General features: G+C 40.5%; 19 protein-coding genes and 1 rRNA gene. 17 read left to right on the top strand and 3 right to left on the bottom strand.

Features of this window, described 5'->3' with window-relative positions; all coding sequences use genetic code 11:
- Positions 1-171 precede the first annotated feature (171 nt).
- The 8 genes from rplM to BK583_RS20000 all read left to right on the top strand — a co-directional run bounded on the left by rplM (position 172) and on the right by BK583_RS20000 (position 5,074).
- A complete protein-coding gene (gene rplM, locus BK583_RS20035; protein WP_035395693.1) occupies positions 172-609 on the top strand; it encodes a 50S ribosomal protein L13 in 438 nt (145 codons plus the stop codon).
- Positions 610-629: 20 nt separating this feature from the next.
- Positions 630-1,022, top strand: coding sequence for a 30S ribosomal protein S9 (gene rpsI / locus BK583_RS20030; protein WP_035395695.1), 393 nt, complete (start codon positions 630-632; stop codon positions 1,020-1,022).
- A 496-nt stretch (positions 1,023-1,518) separates the two neighbouring features.
- The gene (locus BK583_RS20025; protein ID WP_139366223.1) at positions 1,519-2,424 is read left to right on the top strand and encodes a hypothetical protein; all 906 of its coding nucleotides are present in this window, start codon (positions 1,519-1,521) and stop codon (positions 2,422-2,424) included.
- 9 nt (positions 2,425-2,433) lie between these two features.
- A complete protein-coding gene (locus tag BK583_RS20020; protein WP_055736643.1) occupies positions 2,434-2,631 on the top strand; it encodes a hypothetical protein in 198 nt (65 codons plus the stop codon).
- Between the two features lie 289 nt (positions 2,632-2,920).
- The gene (locus BK583_RS21470; RefSeq protein WP_055736644.1) at positions 2,921-3,139 is read left to right on the top strand and encodes a hypothetical protein; all 219 of its coding nucleotides are present in this window, start codon (positions 2,921-2,923) and stop codon (positions 3,137-3,139) included.
- Positions 3,140-3,779: 640 nt separating this feature from the next.
- On the top strand, positions 3,780-4,040 hold the full coding sequence (locus BK583_RS20010; RefSeq protein WP_055736645.1) for a hypothetical protein: 261 nt from the start codon (positions 3,780-3,782) through the stop codon (positions 4,038-4,040).
- Positions 4,041-4,302: 262 nt separating this feature from the next.
- Positions 4,303-4,734, top strand: coding sequence for a cell wall-binding protein YqgA (gene yqgA, locus BK583_RS20005; RefSeq protein WP_055736646.1), 432 nt, complete (start codon positions 4,303-4,305; stop codon positions 4,732-4,734).
- 85 nt (positions 4,735-4,819) lie between these two features.
- A complete protein-coding gene (locus tag BK583_RS20000) occupies positions 4,820-5,074 on the top strand; it encodes a hypothetical protein (protein ID WP_095149330.1) in 255 nt (84 codons plus the stop codon).
- An 87-nt stretch (positions 5,075-5,161) separates the two neighbouring features.
- Here BK583_RS20000 and BK583_RS20990 read toward each other — a convergent pair whose 3' ends face one another.
- Complete coding sequence (locus BK583_RS20990) at positions 5,162-5,329, bottom strand: hypothetical protein (protein WP_160319298.1); 168 nt, start codon at positions 5,327-5,329, stop codon at positions 5,162-5,164.
- A gap of 622 nt (positions 5,330-5,951) precedes the next feature.
- On the opposite strand from BK583_RS20990, the gene BK583_RS19995 reads away from it, so the two are divergent.
- The 6 genes from BK583_RS19995 (at position 5,952) to salA (ending at position 13,154) form a co-directional block, all read left to right on the top strand.
- Positions 5,952-7,544 (top strand): right-handed parallel beta-helix repeat-containing protein, encoded by a 1,593-nt coding sequence (locus BK583_RS19995; RefSeq protein WP_055736648.1) that lies wholly within the window; start codon positions 5,952-5,954, stop codon positions 7,542-7,544.
- 146 nt (positions 7,545-7,690) lie between these two features.
- Positions 7,691-8,122, top strand: coding sequence for a DUF2521 family protein (locus BK583_RS19990; protein WP_038475844.1), 432 nt, complete (start codon positions 7,691-7,693; stop codon positions 8,120-8,122).
- Between the two features lie 57 nt (positions 8,123-8,179).
- Entirely contained in the window at positions 8,180-8,908 is a 729-nt protein-coding gene (gene cwlD, locus BK583_RS19985) for an N-acetylmuramoyl-L-alanine amidase CwlD (RefSeq protein WP_038475847.1), read from the top strand.
- 66 nt (positions 8,909-8,974) lie between these two features.
- Positions 8,975-9,814: a glucose PTS transporter transcription antiterminator GlcT gene (gene glcT, locus BK583_RS19980; RefSeq protein ID WP_055736649.1), complete on the top strand. Its 840-nt coding sequence runs from the start codon at positions 8,975-8,977 to the stop codon at positions 9,812-9,814.
- Positions 9,815-9,953: 139 nt separating this feature from the next.
- A complete protein-coding gene (gene ptsG, locus BK583_RS19975) occupies positions 9,954-11,999 on the top strand; it encodes a glucose-specific PTS transporter subunit IIBC (RefSeq protein ID WP_055736650.1) in 2,046 nt (681 codons plus the stop codon).
- Between the two features lie 102 nt (positions 12,000-12,101).
- Entirely contained in the window at positions 12,102-13,154 is a 1,053-nt protein-coding gene (salA, locus tag BK583_RS19970) for an iron-sulfur carrier protein/transcriptional regulator SalA (RefSeq protein WP_055736651.1), read from the top strand.
- Between the two features lie 35 nt (positions 13,155-13,189).
- Here the strand turns inward: salA and gerD are convergent, their stop codons facing one another.
- A complete protein-coding gene (gerD, locus tag BK583_RS19965) occupies positions 13,190-13,774 on the bottom strand; it encodes a spore germination lipoprotein GerD (RefSeq protein WP_078440277.1) in 585 nt (194 codons plus the stop codon).
- A gap of 134 nt (positions 13,775-13,908) precedes the next feature.
- Between gerD and BK583_RS19960 the strand changes: the two genes are divergently transcribed.
- A complete protein-coding gene (locus BK583_RS19960; protein WP_055736652.1) occupies positions 13,909-14,493 on the top strand; it encodes a KinB-signaling pathway activation protein in 585 nt (194 codons plus the stop codon).
- A gap of 28 nt (positions 14,494-14,521) precedes the next feature.
- On the opposite strand, the gene pdaB is transcribed toward BK583_RS19960, so the two are convergent.
- Positions 14,522-15,283: a polysaccharide deacetylase family sporulation protein PdaB gene (pdaB, locus tag BK583_RS19955; protein WP_055736653.1), complete on the bottom strand. Its 762-nt coding sequence runs from the start codon at positions 15,281-15,283 to the stop codon at positions 14,522-14,524.
- A 126-nt stretch (positions 15,284-15,409) separates the two neighbouring features.
- On the opposite strand from pdaB, the gene BK583_RS19950 reads away from it, so the two are divergent.
- Positions 15,410-15,649, top strand: coding sequence for a hypothetical protein (locus BK583_RS19950; RefSeq protein ID WP_055736654.1), 240 nt, complete (start codon positions 15,410-15,412; stop codon positions 15,647-15,649).
- A gap of 268 nt (positions 15,650-15,917) precedes the next feature.
- Positions 15,918-17,466 (top strand): 16S ribosomal RNA (locus tag BK583_RS19945).
- The last annotated feature ends 139 nt before the right edge of the window (positions 17,467-17,605 follow it).

Raw genomic sequence — 17,605 nt, 5'->3', positions numbered from 1 at the left:
TATCGCTTAATTATTGTATGATGTTAGATGGTAATTCTAAAGACCCACTGCCCCGGGTTGCGGAATGAGATCACATATTACGCTTTGTGTTTCTTGAACAGCCAGCTTAAAAAACACAAGCACAAATAGAGCAAGACAAAACACTATGTTTTATTATTAGGAGGTTTAATGATGCGTACAACATATATGGCAAAGCCAAACGAAGTTGAGCGTAAGTGGTACGTTGTCGACGCTGAAGGTCAAACGCTTGGTCGTCTTTCTTCAGAAGTTGCTTCAATCCTACGCGGAAAACACAAACCAACATTTACACCACATGTAGACACTGGTGATCACGTGATCATCTTGAATGCAAGCAAAATCCAATTAACGGGTAACAAGCTTCAAGATAAGATCTACTATCGTCACACAAACCACCCAGGTGGATTAAAGCAAACAGCTGCACACGAAATGCGTGCAAACAAGCCTGAGCGTATGCTTGAGCTAGCGATCAAAGGAATGCTTCCAAAGAATACTTTAGGTCGTAAGCAAGGTATGAAGCTTCACGTATATGCAGGTTCTGAACACAATCATCAAGCACAAAAACCAGAAGCGTACGAGCTTCGCGGTTAATCTTTAGGAGGTAATGGATTATGGCTCAAGTACAATACTACGGCACAGGTCGTCGTAAGCATTCTGTAGCACGTGTTCGTCTCGTTCCTGGTGACGGAACAATCGTTGTAAACGGTCGTTCACTTGACGAATATTTCGGTCTTGACACATTAAAGCTTATCGTAAAACAACCACTTGTTGAAACAGGTGTTACTGGTCAATACAATGTCCATGTAAATGTACAAGGAGGCGGCTTTACAGGTCAAGCTGGTGCGATCCGTCATGGCGTAGCACGTGCGCTACTTCAAGTAGATCCTGATAACCGTCCATCGTTAAAAGCTGCTGGCTTCTTAACGCGTGATGCACGTATGAAAGAACGTAAAAAATACGGTCTTAAAGCAGCACGTCGTGCGCCTCAGTTCTCAAAACGTTAATATACTTGCTATATCAATGTTTACCCTCTTTGCCCTTCTGGAGCAGAGAGGGTTTTTTCATGTTCAATTTTAGAGTTGAATACCCATTGAATACCCATTGAATACCCCGAGCTAAAAATTCATGTACTTCTGGAACATCTCTGCTGTTTTCTCCTTTGTTTCATCGGTCACATTAGTATAGATATCTATTTATTCAGATAGAGGCTCGCTAGTATTCCTTCTATAAAAAAAGGTGCGTAAGAAACAGTATGCATCACACATCACACATAATTTAGAAGATATAAAAAAATCCAGCGCATAAAGAAAAGATGGTTGCGAAAACGATGCTGACTACATCCTTTGGTGTACCATTAAAGCGTAACCAGTCAACGTTAAATGTCCATTGGTTAAGAAAGGTGCTTCCAAAAAGCATCAACCAGCTGGATAAAAGAAGACCTAACGCAACCAGTTTGTATCTGTAAAATCTATATATTTACTAGGATAATAAACTGGTTTAGTGAGCACCTTAGCGTCCTCTAACCATAAATCAAAAGCAAGCCTTGTAGCTCCTGATATTGATACATCATCTTCTTTCATGATACAGTTGGCATCCTGCAACCATTCTGTAGCGAAAGAACAAGCTTTCTTGTATCGGTTAACTACTAACTTCTCTTTTTCCCATTCTTTCGTTAGTCCGCTAAGTTGTAAAGACTCCTTAACACTGTTGTCGAAAGTTAAAAAGTCGTTCTTGCCTATATTGTTGGCAATCGCGATGGTAAGTATGGGGTTCTCGCAAAATGCTGCTGTGGCCCAGACTAACGACGAGATGGAAGTACTTACAGGGAGTGCAGCTCAAGAATTTGTTGATGTGACACTTAACGCAGTACAAGAAGGCGAAATCGAGAACATTGCAGATGCATCGACTTATGATCTTGAAGGATCAGTTGTGTATACAGTTGGTGGTGGTGTTACGGTGGTTACATTACCGGTACAGGGTGAATATGCTATAATTAGTAATGTAACGGTATTCATCGATGAGCATAATAATGTATTACAGACAAATGAGATGTTAGTGAGTCAGAATGATGAGGGTAACTTCAAAGTTGAAACGTATCTAGACGGGTCACTTTTGAAGTCTGTCGATACAGATCTTGCTTATATGGATGATGAAGAATTACTTTCAGAAAACACTGTAGACCCATCTGAAGTAGAAGTAATGGGTGTAGGCGCAGTAGCAGCTTGCATTGGAGCGGTGTTAGGTGTCGGTAGTGCGGCTTCATATCTTATCGCAGTTGGTTGCGGTGGTTCTTGTGTAGCACCTACTGCCGTAACGGCACCAATTTGCGCAGCATGTATTGGTGGTTTCGCGGTTGTTGGTGGTGCTGGTGTTACTGCAGTAGTTAATTGCTTCAATTTCCTGTGAGGTGTTTAAATGAATAAAGTCTTAGCTTTTTCCATTTTAGGGATGAGTTTAGCGGCAGCTGTTCTAATTATAGCGACACCTTTCTTGTTTGATCCGCCATATGGAAATGGATTAAAAATGGTGGTTGCAGGATCAACTACAGTATTTGTTATATTTTGCATTATGATATTAACGTTACGTCGTCGATTAAATCATGAAAAAGAATAGAAAGCATTGAGAAGTAGACGTATGTCTACTTCTTTTTTTTGATAACTACTCCGATCCGCTTTTCGAACTACTCATAAATATTAAAAAATGGGTTGATTGCAGAGACATGTCAAATAATTTATGTATATAAGTAATTGGTAATTTTTGTATAATAAAAGGACATCTGATCACGGGTGTGATAAATAGAGGAAGGTGACAGACAATGTACGTAAAAATTTCGGAAAGGGGTGTTAATTCATGATTTCTATCCGAAAAAAAGGACTGTACGGTTTTATCTTTACAATGTTTCTTGGTTTACCCGGTCAAAGGGAATGAAGGTGAAATAAAGGACCATGAGCTTTTTGAGTTTGAAGCCTATATTAATCACAATGAAATTATAGATGGTACAGAACCCTTTGATAAGGTTGACACAGCAGGGAACGATTCAAGTCAAAATAACGGAATTGTTTGTTCATGGGATGATGTAACGTACCCTTTAAAGCAGTCCATAAAAGAGAAAAAATCCTGAACAGAACAAAGAAAAACTAGCTCCAATAAATATTGCACTTGCCTTACTTTTGCTCATCTTAATGAAGGAAGGGCTGAGTATTATTATGCTTGATAGTAAAGCAATTATTAGTAAAAGTACTGACATTTACACCCCTAGATTAATTTTAAAGAGAAAAGAAATTTATTTCAAGGAGAGGAAGCGCCAATCAGAGCGGGATTTTACCACAACCGTGTTGAAGCAGATGGAGCTCTGCCTTACATTGATAGCCAAGGTTTAGCAATGAATGTTACTGTTAGATAGAATAGTATTAAGAGGCTTGTAAATGAAAAGCTGGCTGAAGCAGATACTTTTTCTGATTAAATTCTAGTATTAACTCTAGTAAAGATTCTTCGAATTTAAACCATTCTGTTGGAATCCTATTCTTTTATGGGTTATCACCTAATATTAATTATGATTATTTAGCAAACGACTTCTAATTGCTCTGGTAGTATTTCTAAATACATATGATTTGGCCTCAGCACATGAAATAGTTGTCTATGTTCTTGAATCAGGTACAAACTTTTTTGTTTATATCAGAGACAATTAAGGGCTTAATGTAGCACCAATCCACGGGAATTAGAGATTCAATGCATCTTTCTAACAAGTGAGGTAAGGTGACTTGAAAAATTTTTTAAGAAGGCTATTAAAAGTTTTGTTTTGGACTGTAATATTTACTATAGTTCCTATGTATGTAGTGTTTTTAGCGGCTGACATTTATGAAGTATATGTTCTTACTAAACAAGGTGGAAATGCATTATTTTGGACTTATGTGTTCGGCACCATGGGATTAATGGTTACTATTCCGTTAGCGACATTATCTTATTTGTTAGTTGTGTTTTTTGAGTGGAAAGATGGAGACAAAAAAACGAAAAGATATTGATTTATAGTATAGTTTCAGGTGTCAGTCTTAATGTCGTTATATAATGCAAGTATGAGAGAATACCCAATACGTTAATCTTACTCACCTGTCGGGTCTGATTAGTTCCGTCATTAAAAACACATAAGCAGAAGAGTGCCCTGTACTATCACGTACCGTATAGCAAACCAACCTCCTTTTAAAGAATATCAAAAAGCATAATTTTTTTATGGAGAATTATGTTATTATTGATCTTGTGTTTCATAATTATTAGGAGGTTAAGAAAATGAAGAAAAAAGTATTATTTCTGTCTTTATTATTATTTTTATCTTTGGGTTTCGCTAAAAGTGATATTGCCGAAGCTGCAATGCACCCTTGGAAAAAACTCCCTCAAGCAGGTAGTACATGTGAAGTAAGAGCGTGGACTGATTACATGAGTTATTCAACAAGAGCTACTTCGGTTGACTTCTATCTTGAATCTAGAGGGAACTGTGGCACTCTAAGCTATATAGCAAATGCTAATGCTAATTATGGCGGCGGAATGCATGCGGTATCCTCTACGGAAAGTGGATCTTTTTCTTTCCGCACGCCTGTAAAGAAAGCAAGACTACAAACGATTAATGTTCGCCCAGCAGCAGGACCACTTTGGGCAAGATTCTCTAAAAACGGTAGGGTTGTAGGTATATATGAATCAAATAATCTTTCTTACCCTAGATAATTTCAAACTTGAAAAAAGCGTGTACGAGCTTAATAGCCTTATGCGCTTTTTATATGATAAGATTTTCGCAAGAGGTGGGGGAGAAATGAAGATTGTAGCGCGAAGGATCTGGCCGTTATTTGCATTATTGGGTCTAGCAGCAGTGGTTATGCGTTTCTTTACAGAATCCATTTGGCTAGACATCCTGTTTAATTTTTCAGTTGGAATAACGTTAACTTTTGTAGCGGTTGACATGTTATATGAAGAGCGAAAGAATAGCCGATGGCAGATTGTGATAATTGGATTTTGTGTGTTGCTGTTTCTAGTTGAAGGAATAGTGAATGTAATATCAGTTTTTTAAAGGTCTGCTTAAAAGCAGGTCTTTTTTACATTCTTGGTCTTACAGCTTAGATAGAGGGCATAAAAAAATAAGCAGGCAGAAGCCTACTTATAGATCTTCTATTCTCCAAACATCATTATCCAAAAGAATTAAATCTAAATTTAACTTTTTAGCTTCTATTTTCGCAGAAGCTAAATTAGCAAACGTTTTGTCCTTATAGTGTAAATCCTTTGAGGTTTCAGCAATCCCGTCAACGTACCGTACTACTCTGTACATGGGGCACTCTCCTTTGACAGCCAATATGTAAGCTGTAAAGCAATTGTCTCATAGGGAAACGAATAATGATAGAGATATAAGCAATTTACATACCCTTACAACTTTGTGGGTAAACATTTATTTCATTAGACAGCGTAAAATGCGTGTTTGCCCAAATGATCTATAAGACAGAGGACAGGACAAAAATGTTTTATATGTAGTGGAAATGAACCATAGTGGCGTTAATCTAACTGGTTTTGAGGTAATGGATGCATGTCGTAAACCCATACGGCGGTGTGCCTTCGTGAAAATTGGAGTTAAGCTTCATTTGATTGAATCCGTTTCAACCTTTTGGCTTTTCTAGGTATGCTTTTTGCTTCTATTCCAGCATTATTTCTTGCTTTAATCTATCGTAGGCTTGAGAGAGGGTCGGTAAACAACCTATGCTGATAATGAAAGTAGTTCCTTTGCATAGCTGTAAAAAAGCATAAACTATACATGATACATCGGTTCTCACTCGCTAATAGCGCCAAAAGAAACGCTCAAACCTTGTTTGGGCGTTTCTTTTTGTATGTTTGATTTCCACGCTTAATGTTCTCTTTGAAAAGTGATTACACTAAATAAATGAGAAGAGGGAGCCGAAATGAAACAATCAGTAACAGTGAAAGATTATGGAGCGATAGGTAATCAAACCAATGATACAAAGGCATTTCAGAAAATGTTTGCTGAAGAACGAGAGATCTATGTACCGAGAGGAATATATCATATCGATGAAACCATTAGGGTGTATGAAAATACGTCAGTCGTCATGGAAAATGGTGCTGTCATTCGTTGGAGAGGTCGTGCCAATCGATGCGTTTTTTTAAATGGGGAGTATGGGAATACAGGGATTTCTGGATATAGTGGTGATGGGAACATCTATTTTCAAGGAGGGATCATTGACTTAGGCGAAATCCCTTCTGGTGCGACAGGGTATGGGCCTATTGCTTGTGGGTGGGCTCATGCGGAAAACATTCACATGGAGAACGTAACGTTTACAGGTGGGTACAATAATCACTTTGTCGATATGACAGCTGTTAGGCGATCAAGCTACATCAATTGTGTCTTTAAAGATATGACCATTACAGGTGGCAATGTGTATGAAGCACTACAGATTGATATGTCGACAAATTCTGCTTTTCCACATTTCGGGGCGACGGATAATAAACCGAGTTATGACTGTGTTGTCGATCGGTGCACTTTCCGTAACGTTGCGATTGGCGTAGGTAGTCACGCATCTAGAGTAGTTGATGGGAAACAAATTATGTATAACGCGATTCGCATAACGAACTGTGCATTTTATAACATGAACGATCACGGTATTCGGCTAGACAGTTATGAAGGAGCCTATATTGAGGGAAATTACATTGATGGCACTGGTCAACATGGCATTTATGTTATTGGGGGTAAAGGCAACTTCATTGGTGCCAATTATCTAAAAGATATAAAAGAACACGGTATTTGTCTTGTTGATAAAGGCATTGGTGGAACCAGCTATCCTGCTGCTACCTCCATCGTCCATGGATCGCGCATATTTAATTGTGGGCGATCAGCTGTACGCATTGTAAGAGGAAAAGGCATTGATGTGACACAAGTGAAAGCAATTAATAGTGGAGAAGACGGCTTAAGCGCTACGGATAGTGACATGATTCGCTTTATGAACTGTGATGTGAAAAACGCTTCAACAACAGGCAATGGTCGTTTTAATGGCGTACGATTAAGTGGTGTTTCAGGTGGTCAACTATCTGGTTTAGATGTATCCAATAAAGGTCATTCCACGAATTATGCAAACGGCATACAAGTGACGAGCACGAGTCACAACATTAATACATTTGAGAACAGAATAGATAAGGGATCAAGCGGAAGGGTGAACATTGCTATAAATAATGGAAATCGTGTCGACGGTGAAACGTATTTAACAGAGCTACTAAATGTTAGCGGAGTCGGTCAAACCATTCGTTTAAACGACGATATTAATAACTATACGTCCATTATTGTTGGATCAGGGATCGTCAGTCGTAAAGAAACAACCCATTCTATAGCAAGAGGGTTTTACAATAATGGGTTTCGTAGAGGAGATGATGTGATCAATGTCGAAACGGCAAATGGCAGAATCATTATGGATGTGATTTCACCCACTGAATTAAGAATTGTTCGAGCAGATCATCCTGTAAGGGTCATAATAGGGAAACGATAACAGTCTTTTCTAGTGTGCACAATTTGTTTTTATTTATTGCAAGAACGGGCAGAAATCATTAACAATACATGAAGGAATTGCTGTGCTAACTTATGTATGGGTCAGCTCCCCGAGCTCATACTAGTTGAAAAAAGGGGAAATGGAACATGAGTCAGGTTGTTTCAATAGCCGATAAACGGCGGGAGAAGAAATGGGACTTTGAAAGAAAGATGTTGCGTAAAATTGATATCCGTAAAATGGAGAAAAATATACAAGAATGGATCAAGCCAATTATGCCCTTTCATTTACAGGCGTATCCCTTCTTAATTGATCAATGTATGGATGTGGTCATAGATGCGTTTTTACTTGGAACTGAGTACGGTAAATACGGATTTAAAGGAGAGCCTCTGCACCAGTCGAAAGGGAGATGTTTTGATGTGTTAGCGCATCTGTCTCACGATTTAGCTGCTACCTTGTCAGGATGGGGCAATAAAGGAATTGAGGAATCAACTGTTATAGCAACAGACATGCTTATTGGCTCTTGGTGGGAAAAAGGATTTAACGAATCTTACAAGGCCCATAAAATGCGTTTAGTGTAATCATTCATATCTTCTTCTTGTCCACGTATATATAAAGTGAGACAAGGGGGAGACGGGATGAAACGATATCAGATCATTTTAATCACAACGGGATTGATGATGGCCATTATTCTTTTATGGGCGCGTTTTGACGCAGGTACAGAGGATTCGACTACGTGGCACTTGCCGCTATCTGGAAAAGTGATCGTGCTAGACCCTGGTCATGGGGGAATGGATGGTGGCGCCAGTTCTAAAGAAGGTGTCTTAGAGAAAGAAGTCACCCTTGAAGTGTCAATAAAGCTACGTGATTATTTACAAGAAGCTGGTGCCCTCGTATTAATGACACGTGAAGAAGATGTGGATTTAGCAAATGAAGGAACAAAAAAGATTAAACACCGGAAAACCGAAGATTTAAAAAAGCGAGTAGAAATGGTGAATGAAAGCGACGCAGATTTTTTTATTTCCGTGCATATGAATGCCATTCCATCTCCTAAATGGCGTGGTGCTCAAACCTTCTACCACTTAAAAAATAAGCAAAATGAAGATTTAGCTGTTTTTATACAAGAAGAAATGAAGCGGAACCTTGAAAATACGAATCGCTATGCCAAGCCAATCCATCACGTTTATTTATTAAAACAAGCGACGATTCCAGGCGCACTTATTGAAGCAGGCTTTTTATCAAACCCTGAAGAAGCATTATTACTTGAGACAGATGACTATCAGCAGAAAATGGCCGCTTCAATTTATGAGGGAATTCTTCGCTTTGCTTCAGGTGAAAAAGCACCAGCTGCAAATCCCTATGAATAAATGGATTCTTTGTTTGACGGTAGGCGCTCCCCTCAAGTAGGATAAGAGGTGGAGTGATGATATGTAATGGAAGCTTATCGTGTAAAAAAGGTGTTAAATAATAATGTTCTTATAGCGATTATAGATGAAGAAGAAGTCATACTAATTGGAAAAGGCATCGGCTTTAATAGGAAAAAGGATAGCACCGTTCCAAGTACGGAAGCAGAAAAAGTATTTGTTCTTAAAAATGAAAAAGAACAAAGAAGCTATTTGACCCTTTTACCGAATGTAGAAAAGTCTTTACTCGATGTAACGATAGAAGCAATTGAACTCATTTCAAAACGGTTAGGAGCTCCTTTAAACGAGCATATTCATGTTGGTCTAATGGATCACCTTTCATTTGCACAATCCAGAACGGCGGCTGGACTGCACATTAGCAACCCTTTTTTAACAGAAACAAAATTGCTTTATCCAAATGAGTATGCGATTGCAGTAGAAGTGCTTCATTTAATCGAGGAACGGTTACATATGAAGATGCAACCGGAAGAAGCTGGATTTATCGCCCTGCATATCCATAGCGCTGTTAAAAACAAAGATCTTGGAACGGTAAACGCTCATTCGCAGCTTGTTTCAAAACTGCTGGGCATTATAGAAGAGCAACTTGATATTGTTTTGGATAAAGAAAGCATTGATTATATGCGGCTTGTTCGCCATCTTCGGTTTACGATTGAACGGGTTGAAAATAACGAAGAAGTGGAAGAGGCAAAAGCCATTGATACCCTCTTGAAACAAGAGTATCCGCTATGCTATAATCTGTCTTGGAAGCTCATCAAAATTATGCAGCACTCCTTAGGGAAGCCTGTTTTTGATGCAGAAGCGGTTTATTTAACAATGCACTTACAACGAGTTCAACATAAATATAAATAGTCGTGTGACTGATTCGATCAGGCATGAGGTAAATGTGTACTGTCCATACTAGGGATAGTCTATTTTTCCTCATGCCTTTTTTGTTTGCTCACATAAAACCGTTTTCGTTTGCTTCACTATAATGAAAGTTGGGAGAGACATGTTCAAAAAACTTTTTGGGAACCTGCAAAAAATCGGGAAAGCTTTAATGTTGCCAGTGGCTATGCTACCAGTAGCTGGTTTACTACTAGGTATTGGTTTTGCTTTACAAACTGAAGATACTATTTCGTACTTACCGTTTTTAGGAGCAGAGTGGATTCAACATACTGCAGGGGTTATGGAAGCAGCCGGTGGGATTATTTTTGATAACCTTGCATTAATCTTTGCGGTTGGGGTCGCGATTGGCTTAGCTGGGGATGGTGCAGCAGCACTTGCAGCGCTAGTCGGATATCTTGTCATGAATACGGTAATGGGAGAATGGCTCGGTGTTACATCTGAGATGGTGGCAGGTGATCCTGGTCTTGCACACGTCTTAGGAATCCCTACCTTACAAACAGGTGTGTTTGGAGGAATCTTAGTCGGAATTATTGCCGCCGTTTGTTACAACCGTTTTCATGATATTGAAATGCCGGCATTTCTTGGATTCTTCGCAGGTAAGCGGTTTGTGCCGATTGTCACAGGTGCTATGACATTTATTGTAGCCTTACTGTTATTAATCGTTTGGCCGCCAATCCAGACGGGCTTAAATGAAGTATCGGTTTTCTTATTGGAAACAGGGCAATACTTTGCAGTTTTTTTCTTTGGCTTTATTAAACGTCTCCTTATTCCGTTTGGTTTGCACCATATTTTCCATGCGCCGTTTTGGTTTGAATTTGGACAATACACAAATGCAGCAGGAGAGATTGTTCGAGGCGATCAGCTCATTTTCTTTGCGCAGCTCCGTGATGGCGTTGAAATTACTGCTGGTAATTTTATGGCAGGGGAATACCCAATTATGATGTTCGGTTTGCCTGCAGCAGCACTAGCCATGTACCACGCAGCAAAACCGGAGAAAAAGAAAATTGTTGCTGGATTAATGGTATCCGCAGCACTGACTTCTTTTTTAACAGGAATTACAGAACCACTTGAATTTATGTTCCTTTTTGTAGCGCCTGTATTATTTGTCATTCATGCTTTTCTAGATGGGATATCGTTTGTTATTATGACGTACTTTAGCGTTAACATAGGGTACACATTCTCTGGAGGGGCTATTGACTTCTTCTTATTTGGGATATTGCCAAATCAAGACGGTTGGTGGATAACCATTATTGTTGGTCTCATTTTTGCCGTTATTTACTACACTGTATTCCGCTTTGCTATTGTAAAGTTCAATTTAAAAACACCAGGACGTGAAGTGGAAGAAGCAACAAATGAAAAAGCAAAAGACAAAGGTGCTTTAGCTGGTCACATTTTAACAGCAATGGGTGGAAAAGAGAATATTGCTCATTTAGATGCCTGTATTACACGATTACGTGTGTCTGTTAACGACATTAAAGCAGTCGATAAGAAAGAACTAAAAAACCTTGGTGCCGCAGGTGTACTTGAAGTAGGAGATAACATTCAAGCCATCTTTGGACCACGCTCTGAGACGATAAAAGGACAAATGCAAGACATTATGTCTGGTAAAACGCCTCGAACGGTTGAAAGAAAGCCTGAAGATGAAGTGAACAAGCAAGTAGAAGAGGCTCAGCCAGAAGCGTTACAGCAAGAGCAGGAATCACACATAGCTTCACCAATGACAGGAAGACTCCTTTCAATTAATGAGGTACCAGACCAAGTGTTTGCTGAGAAAATGATGGGCGATGGCTTCGCGATTGAACCAACGGACGGAACGGTGGTCTCCCCAGTAGAAGGAAAAATTACAACGGTCTTTCCTACAAAACATGCGATTGGGATTACCTCTGTAACTGGCCGAGAAGTGTTGATCCATATTGGAATTGATACAGTGAAGTTAGGTGGAGAAGGCTTTACGGTATACGTTGAAGAAGGACAATCCGTTCATCTTGGAGATAAGTTAGTTGAATTTGATGTAGCCTATATCTCAGAAAACGCAAAATCTACTGTTACACCAATTGTTTTCACTAACTTAGCAGAAGGTGAAACGGTTCAAGTAAGAACAGGGTCAGTAAAAGCTGGCGACGAGAATAAGATACAAATAAATAAGTAAAACAAGTGGAACTAGAGTGCAATGCGCTCTAGTTCTTTCTTTATTTTATCTATGCTATACTAAAAGGAATTACGTGTTTGTTTCAAAGGATGGTGCAGAGGAATGACGGATCAAGAAATATTGGAAGCGCTAAAACGGGTAAAAGACCGGGATTTAGATAAAAGCATAGTGGATACAGGTGGCGTGCGTGAAATAAAAAATAAAAACGGAAATCTAAGCTTAAAAATAGCTTTGGCACGTACAGGAACGTCTGAACAAATGCAAGTACAACAAGAAATTGTAAATGTTTTAAAAAGCGAAGGTGCTGCTTCGGTAGGTCTGCGTTTTGATACATTAACAGATGAAGAAATTCAATCACTAGGTGGAGCAAAAGAAGAGCCTTTTAAAGGCCCTGCATTACTTGCGCCAGATAGTAAAACCACCTTTATAACTGTAGCAAGTGGAAAAGGTGGAGTTGGAAAATCGACTGTAACGGTAAACACAGCAGTTGCATTAGCGCGTATTGGAAAGAAAGTCGGCATCATTGACGCGGATATTTATGGATTTAGTGTACCGGATATGATGGGCATTGAAGAACGACCGAAAGTCGTTGATAAACGCATTTATCCTGTTGAACGATTTGGGGTAAAAGTGATTTCAATGGGCTTCTTTGTTGAAGACAATGCACCTGTCATATGGAGAGGGCCAATGCTCGGAAAGATGATCAACCAATTTTTCTCCGAATGCGAATGGGGCGAGCTCGATTACCTTGTCTTAGATTTACCACCTGGCACTGGTGACGTAGCCCTTGATCTGCACTCCATGTTGCCTGATTCAAAAGAGCTTCTTGTCACAACTCCTCACGCTACCGCTGCATTTGTTGCTGCACGTGCAGGGGCGATGGCGATTAAAACAAACCATGAAATGCTTGGTGTTGTTGAGAATATGGCATATTTCGAGAGCCAAACAACAGGGGAAAAAGAATATGTATTTGGTCAAGGTGGCGGTCCTCGATTAGCGGAAGAGCTGAAGACAGACCTATTAGCGCAAATTCCATTAGGACAACCTGTCGTTGATGAAAACGATTTTGCTCCATCTATCTATGGAGAAGATCACCCAATCGGCGAAATTTATCAAGAACTAGCCCAAGCCATTGCTTTTAAGGTAGAACGATAAAAAATAAGAGACTGAGCCCGAGGGGGTTCAGTCTCTTATTCGTTTGAATTATCTTCTGAGTCTTTACTCTGCTTCTCAATGGCTTCATTCATTAGACCTGCCATTTTCGCTGCAAAATAAGGACTCTCTAACGCTTCACTCATAATCCCCATAATTTGTTCGCGGTATTCTTTTGATTTCATTAGTTCCAACGCTTGCTCACCCATTTGTGGATCTTTGAGTATATCCATCATCATTTGTTGATAGTCAGGGTCTTTCATTAATGATTTAAGGATTTTCTCATTTTCCCCTTGCATACTTTCTGCAAAAGCTTTTGCAAATTCAGGGTCTTTCATGACTTCTTGCCAATACTTTTTGCCTTCATCAGATGTTAATGTGTCTTGAATGGTTTCTTTAACGAAAGCACTATCCATGACGATTTCTTCTCGCATATCTTCTTCTGCAATTAACTCGTGTAACGCTTTTTTTCCTTCGTCTGTTTTCAATAGATCAATTACCATTTTTTTCGTACCTTCGTAATCGGTGTTCTGTTGTGCTTCTGTTTGGGCACAGCCACTTAGCGTAACGAATAGGAAGGATATAGATATGATTATGGCAAACGTATAGTTCTTCATACGCATAATGTGGAATCCTTTCTGTCTTGAATTTGCTTTTAGTGTTTGCCGTGCTTAAGAAAATATGCATAAACAAGCTGGTGTTTCTTTACTAAGGTTGCTACAATTAATAGTGGATTCTAAAAATGGGGGATTTGCTCGTGAACAGCAGGAAAGTTGTTTTTATATTTTGGTCGACGTTGCTTCTTGGAAGTTTATCCGGCGGGATTGTTGGCGTTTTGACGAATCTAGACCGGTATCTCGGTGATGGTGCTGAGAATTTTTTGATTGGACTTGTTTGGATGCTTGGCATTAGTGCTGCATTTACACTTGTATCGCAAATGGGCTTTTTTGCATATTTATTTATACATCGTTTTGGTCTTGGTTTGTCTCGATCGCATAAATTATGGAACCGCATCCAGTGGATACTGATTGCGTTCGTCTTTTTTGACTTAGTTTATTTTCGCTATATCGCGTTTGGCGAAAACAATTCTTTCTGGGGGTATTTTATTATCCCGACGGCTCTTTTTCTTTATGCAGTTATCATTGCAACAATTAAAGCAAGAGAAACGAATAAAGGAGCGTTTGTACCTGCGCTATTCTTTATGTTTGTCATTACAACGATTGAATGGATACCGGCTATCGTTGCAGATGATCCCAATTGGCTTATTTTATACCTTACACCTCTATTGGTAGGGAACACGTATCAACTGCTTCTCTTGCATCGGCTACATAAAAAAACCTGATCTTTTTACAGATCAGGTTTTATAATTTCTATTCTACTTCGGTGTTATCAGCATCTGTGTTCGACATTAACTCTTCGATGCTTGAAAATTTGAAGCCTTCCCGTTTTAACTCTTTCAACACGTTTGGCAAAGCGGCAGCTGTTTGTTTTACCGTATCAGACGCATGGAACAATAACACATCTCCTGAACCGGTTTGATCGGTACTGTTTTTAATAATCGCTTCTGTACCTGGATTTTCATAGTCGTAAGAATTAATGCTCCAATGAATAATATCAAGATTTTGTTCTTCTGCAAGTTGCAACGTTTGTTTTGAAAATGCCCCATTCGGTGGTCGTAATAAGGTTGGAACTTCTCCTGTTATTTCTTCCAGTACTTGTTTACTTCTTCTCATATCTTGAACCACTTGATCCTCGTTTAACGACGTATAATTCTTATATTGATAGCCATGGCTACCGATGGTGTAACCTGCATCGGCAATTTCTTTCACTAAATTTGGATACGTCTCTGCCCAAGACGCTAACAGAAAGAAGGTTGCATGCTCAACATTCTCCTGCTCAAGAATGTCTACGATTGGTGAAACATTATGCTCCCCCCAACTGATATTGAAAGTAAGAGCGACCTTTTGGTCACTATCCTCCGCTTTATAAAATGCTTGAGGGCCATCTGGTGTTGAAAACACAGGAACATAATCCCGCTGTATAACTAGCCAACTTGCTACAAATAAAGCCGCTACGCAAATAAACAAAACCGGCTTCCACTTCGTTAAGTTAATGACCCAAATACCTTTCACTGCATTCGCTCCTTTAAACTCGTCCTCTTATAGAAAAGATATGTCTGTCAAAAAAAAATTATGAATAAAATTGCTACGGTTTGAAAAGACTATTTTATTAGGTATTAGAGTGATAGGAGGAACGCCATGAGAGGATTACTGATTTCAGAGAAAGAAACAAAGGAACTTGAGTACATATTAAAAAGAGAACTAGAAGAATTGCTTCTTGATTTAACGGATGATCGAATTGATCGGGTTGTTAAACAGTTAATGGTTGAGAAATATGAAATTGTCCTGAATTTATATAAACGCGTTGCTTTACCGTGTGATCAAAAAGAATACGTTATTCAGTTGAATCATGTCATGAAAAAAAATAACCAAATGTAGTTGATTTTGTAGATTATTGATGATATAGTAGTCAATACCGCGTTAGAGAAACCAATATCTTCTAGAAAAAACAAAAAAACTTTTTCAAAAAAAGATTTGACTTTTCGCTTGCGGTCGTGTAAAGTACTAAGAGTCGCCAAGAGAGATTGAGGCGCAAACGAGTTCTTTGAAAACTGAACAAAAGCCAAGCGTAAAAAGAGATACAAGGTATCTCGTCAATGAAGTTAGACACAGCTTTAAATTGTGCAAATGAGCAAGTCAAACACTTTTAACGGAGAGTTTGATCCTGGCTCAGGACGAACGCTGGCGGCGTGCCTAATACATGCAAGTCGAGCGGACAGAAGGGAGCTTGCTCCCGGACGTTAGCGGCGGACGGGTGAGTAACACGTAGGTAACCTGCCCCTTAGACTGGGATAACTCCGGGAAACCGGAGCTAATACGGGATAATAAAGAGAATCACCTGATTCTCTTTTGAAAGACGGCGTCTAGCTGTCACTAAGGGATGGGCCTGCGGCGCATTAGCTAGTTGGTAAGGTAACGGCTTACCAAGGCGACGATGCGTAGCCGACCTGAGAGGGTGATCGGCCACACTGGGACTGAGACACGGCCCAGACTCCTACGGGAGGCAGCAGTAGGGAATCTTCCGCAATGGACGAAAGTCTGACGGAGCAACGCCGCGTGAGTGAGGAAGGCCTTCGGGTCGTAAAGCTCTGTTGTGAGGGAAGAACAAGTACCGGGGTAACTACCGGTACCTTGACGGTACCTCACCAGAAAGCCACGGCTAACTACGTGCCAGCAGCCGCGGTAATACGTAGGTGGCAAGCGTTGTCCGGAATTATTGGGCGTAAAGCGCGCGCAGGCGGCTTCTTAAGTCTGATGTGAAATCTCGGGGCTCAACCCCGAGCGGCCATTGGAAACTGGGAAGCTTGAGTGCAGAAGAGGAGAGTGGAATTCCACGTGTAGCGGTGAAATGCGTAGATATGTGGAGGAACACCAGTGGCGAAGGCGACTCTCTGGTCTGTAACTGACGCTGAGGCGCGAAAGCGTGGGGAGCAAACAGGATTAGATACCCTGGTAGTCCACGCCGTAAACGATGAGTGCTAGGTGTTAGGGGTTTCGATGCCCGTAGTGCCGAAGTAAACACATTAAGCACTCCGCCTGGGGAGTACGGCCGCAAGGCTGAAACTCAAAGGAATTGACGGGGACCCGCACAAGCAGTGGAGCATGTGGTTTAATTCGAAGCAACGCGAAGAACCTTACCAGGTCTTGACATCCTTTGACCACTCTGGAGACAGAGCTTCCCCTTCGGGGGCAAAGTGACAGGTGGTGCATGGTTGTCGTCAGCTCGTGTCGTGAGATGTTGGGTTAAGTCCCGCAACGAGCGCAACCCTTGATCTTAGTTGCCAGCATTTAGTTGGGCACTCTAAGGTGACTGCCGGTGACAAACCGGAGGAAGGTGGGGACGACGTCAAATCATCATGCCCCTTATGACCTGGGCTACACACGTGCTACAATGGATGGTACAAAGGGCAGCGAAACCGCGAGGTGGAGCCAATCCCATAAAGCCATTCTCAGTTCGGATTGTAGGCTGCAACTCGCCTACATGAAGCCGGAATTGCTAGTAATCGCGGATCAGCATGCCGCGGTGAATACGTTCCCGGGTCTTGTACACACCGCCCGTCACACCACGAGAGTTTGTAACACCCGAAGTCGGTGAGGTAACCTTTTGGAGCCAGCCGCCTAAGGTGGGACAAATGATTGGGGTGAAGTCGTAACAAGGTAGCCGTATCGGAAGGTGCGGCTGGATCACCTCCTTTCTATGGAGTTTTTACTCTAGTCGATGTATGACCTCGGGTCATATAGCGCTTTGGATCTTTTGTTCAGTTTTGGAAGAATTCTTCTTCCAATTGAAAATGCGAAGGTAATGGATACCACGCTAAGAACGCCACGTCCTGT

The sequence above is a fragment of the Shouchella oshimensis genome (assembly GCF_002019765.1).
GTDB classification, from domain to species: domain Bacteria; phylum Bacillota; class Bacilli; order Bacillales; family Bacillaceae_D; genus Shouchella; species Shouchella oshimensis.
This window is presented reverse-complemented; position numbering and strand designations above follow the sequence as displayed.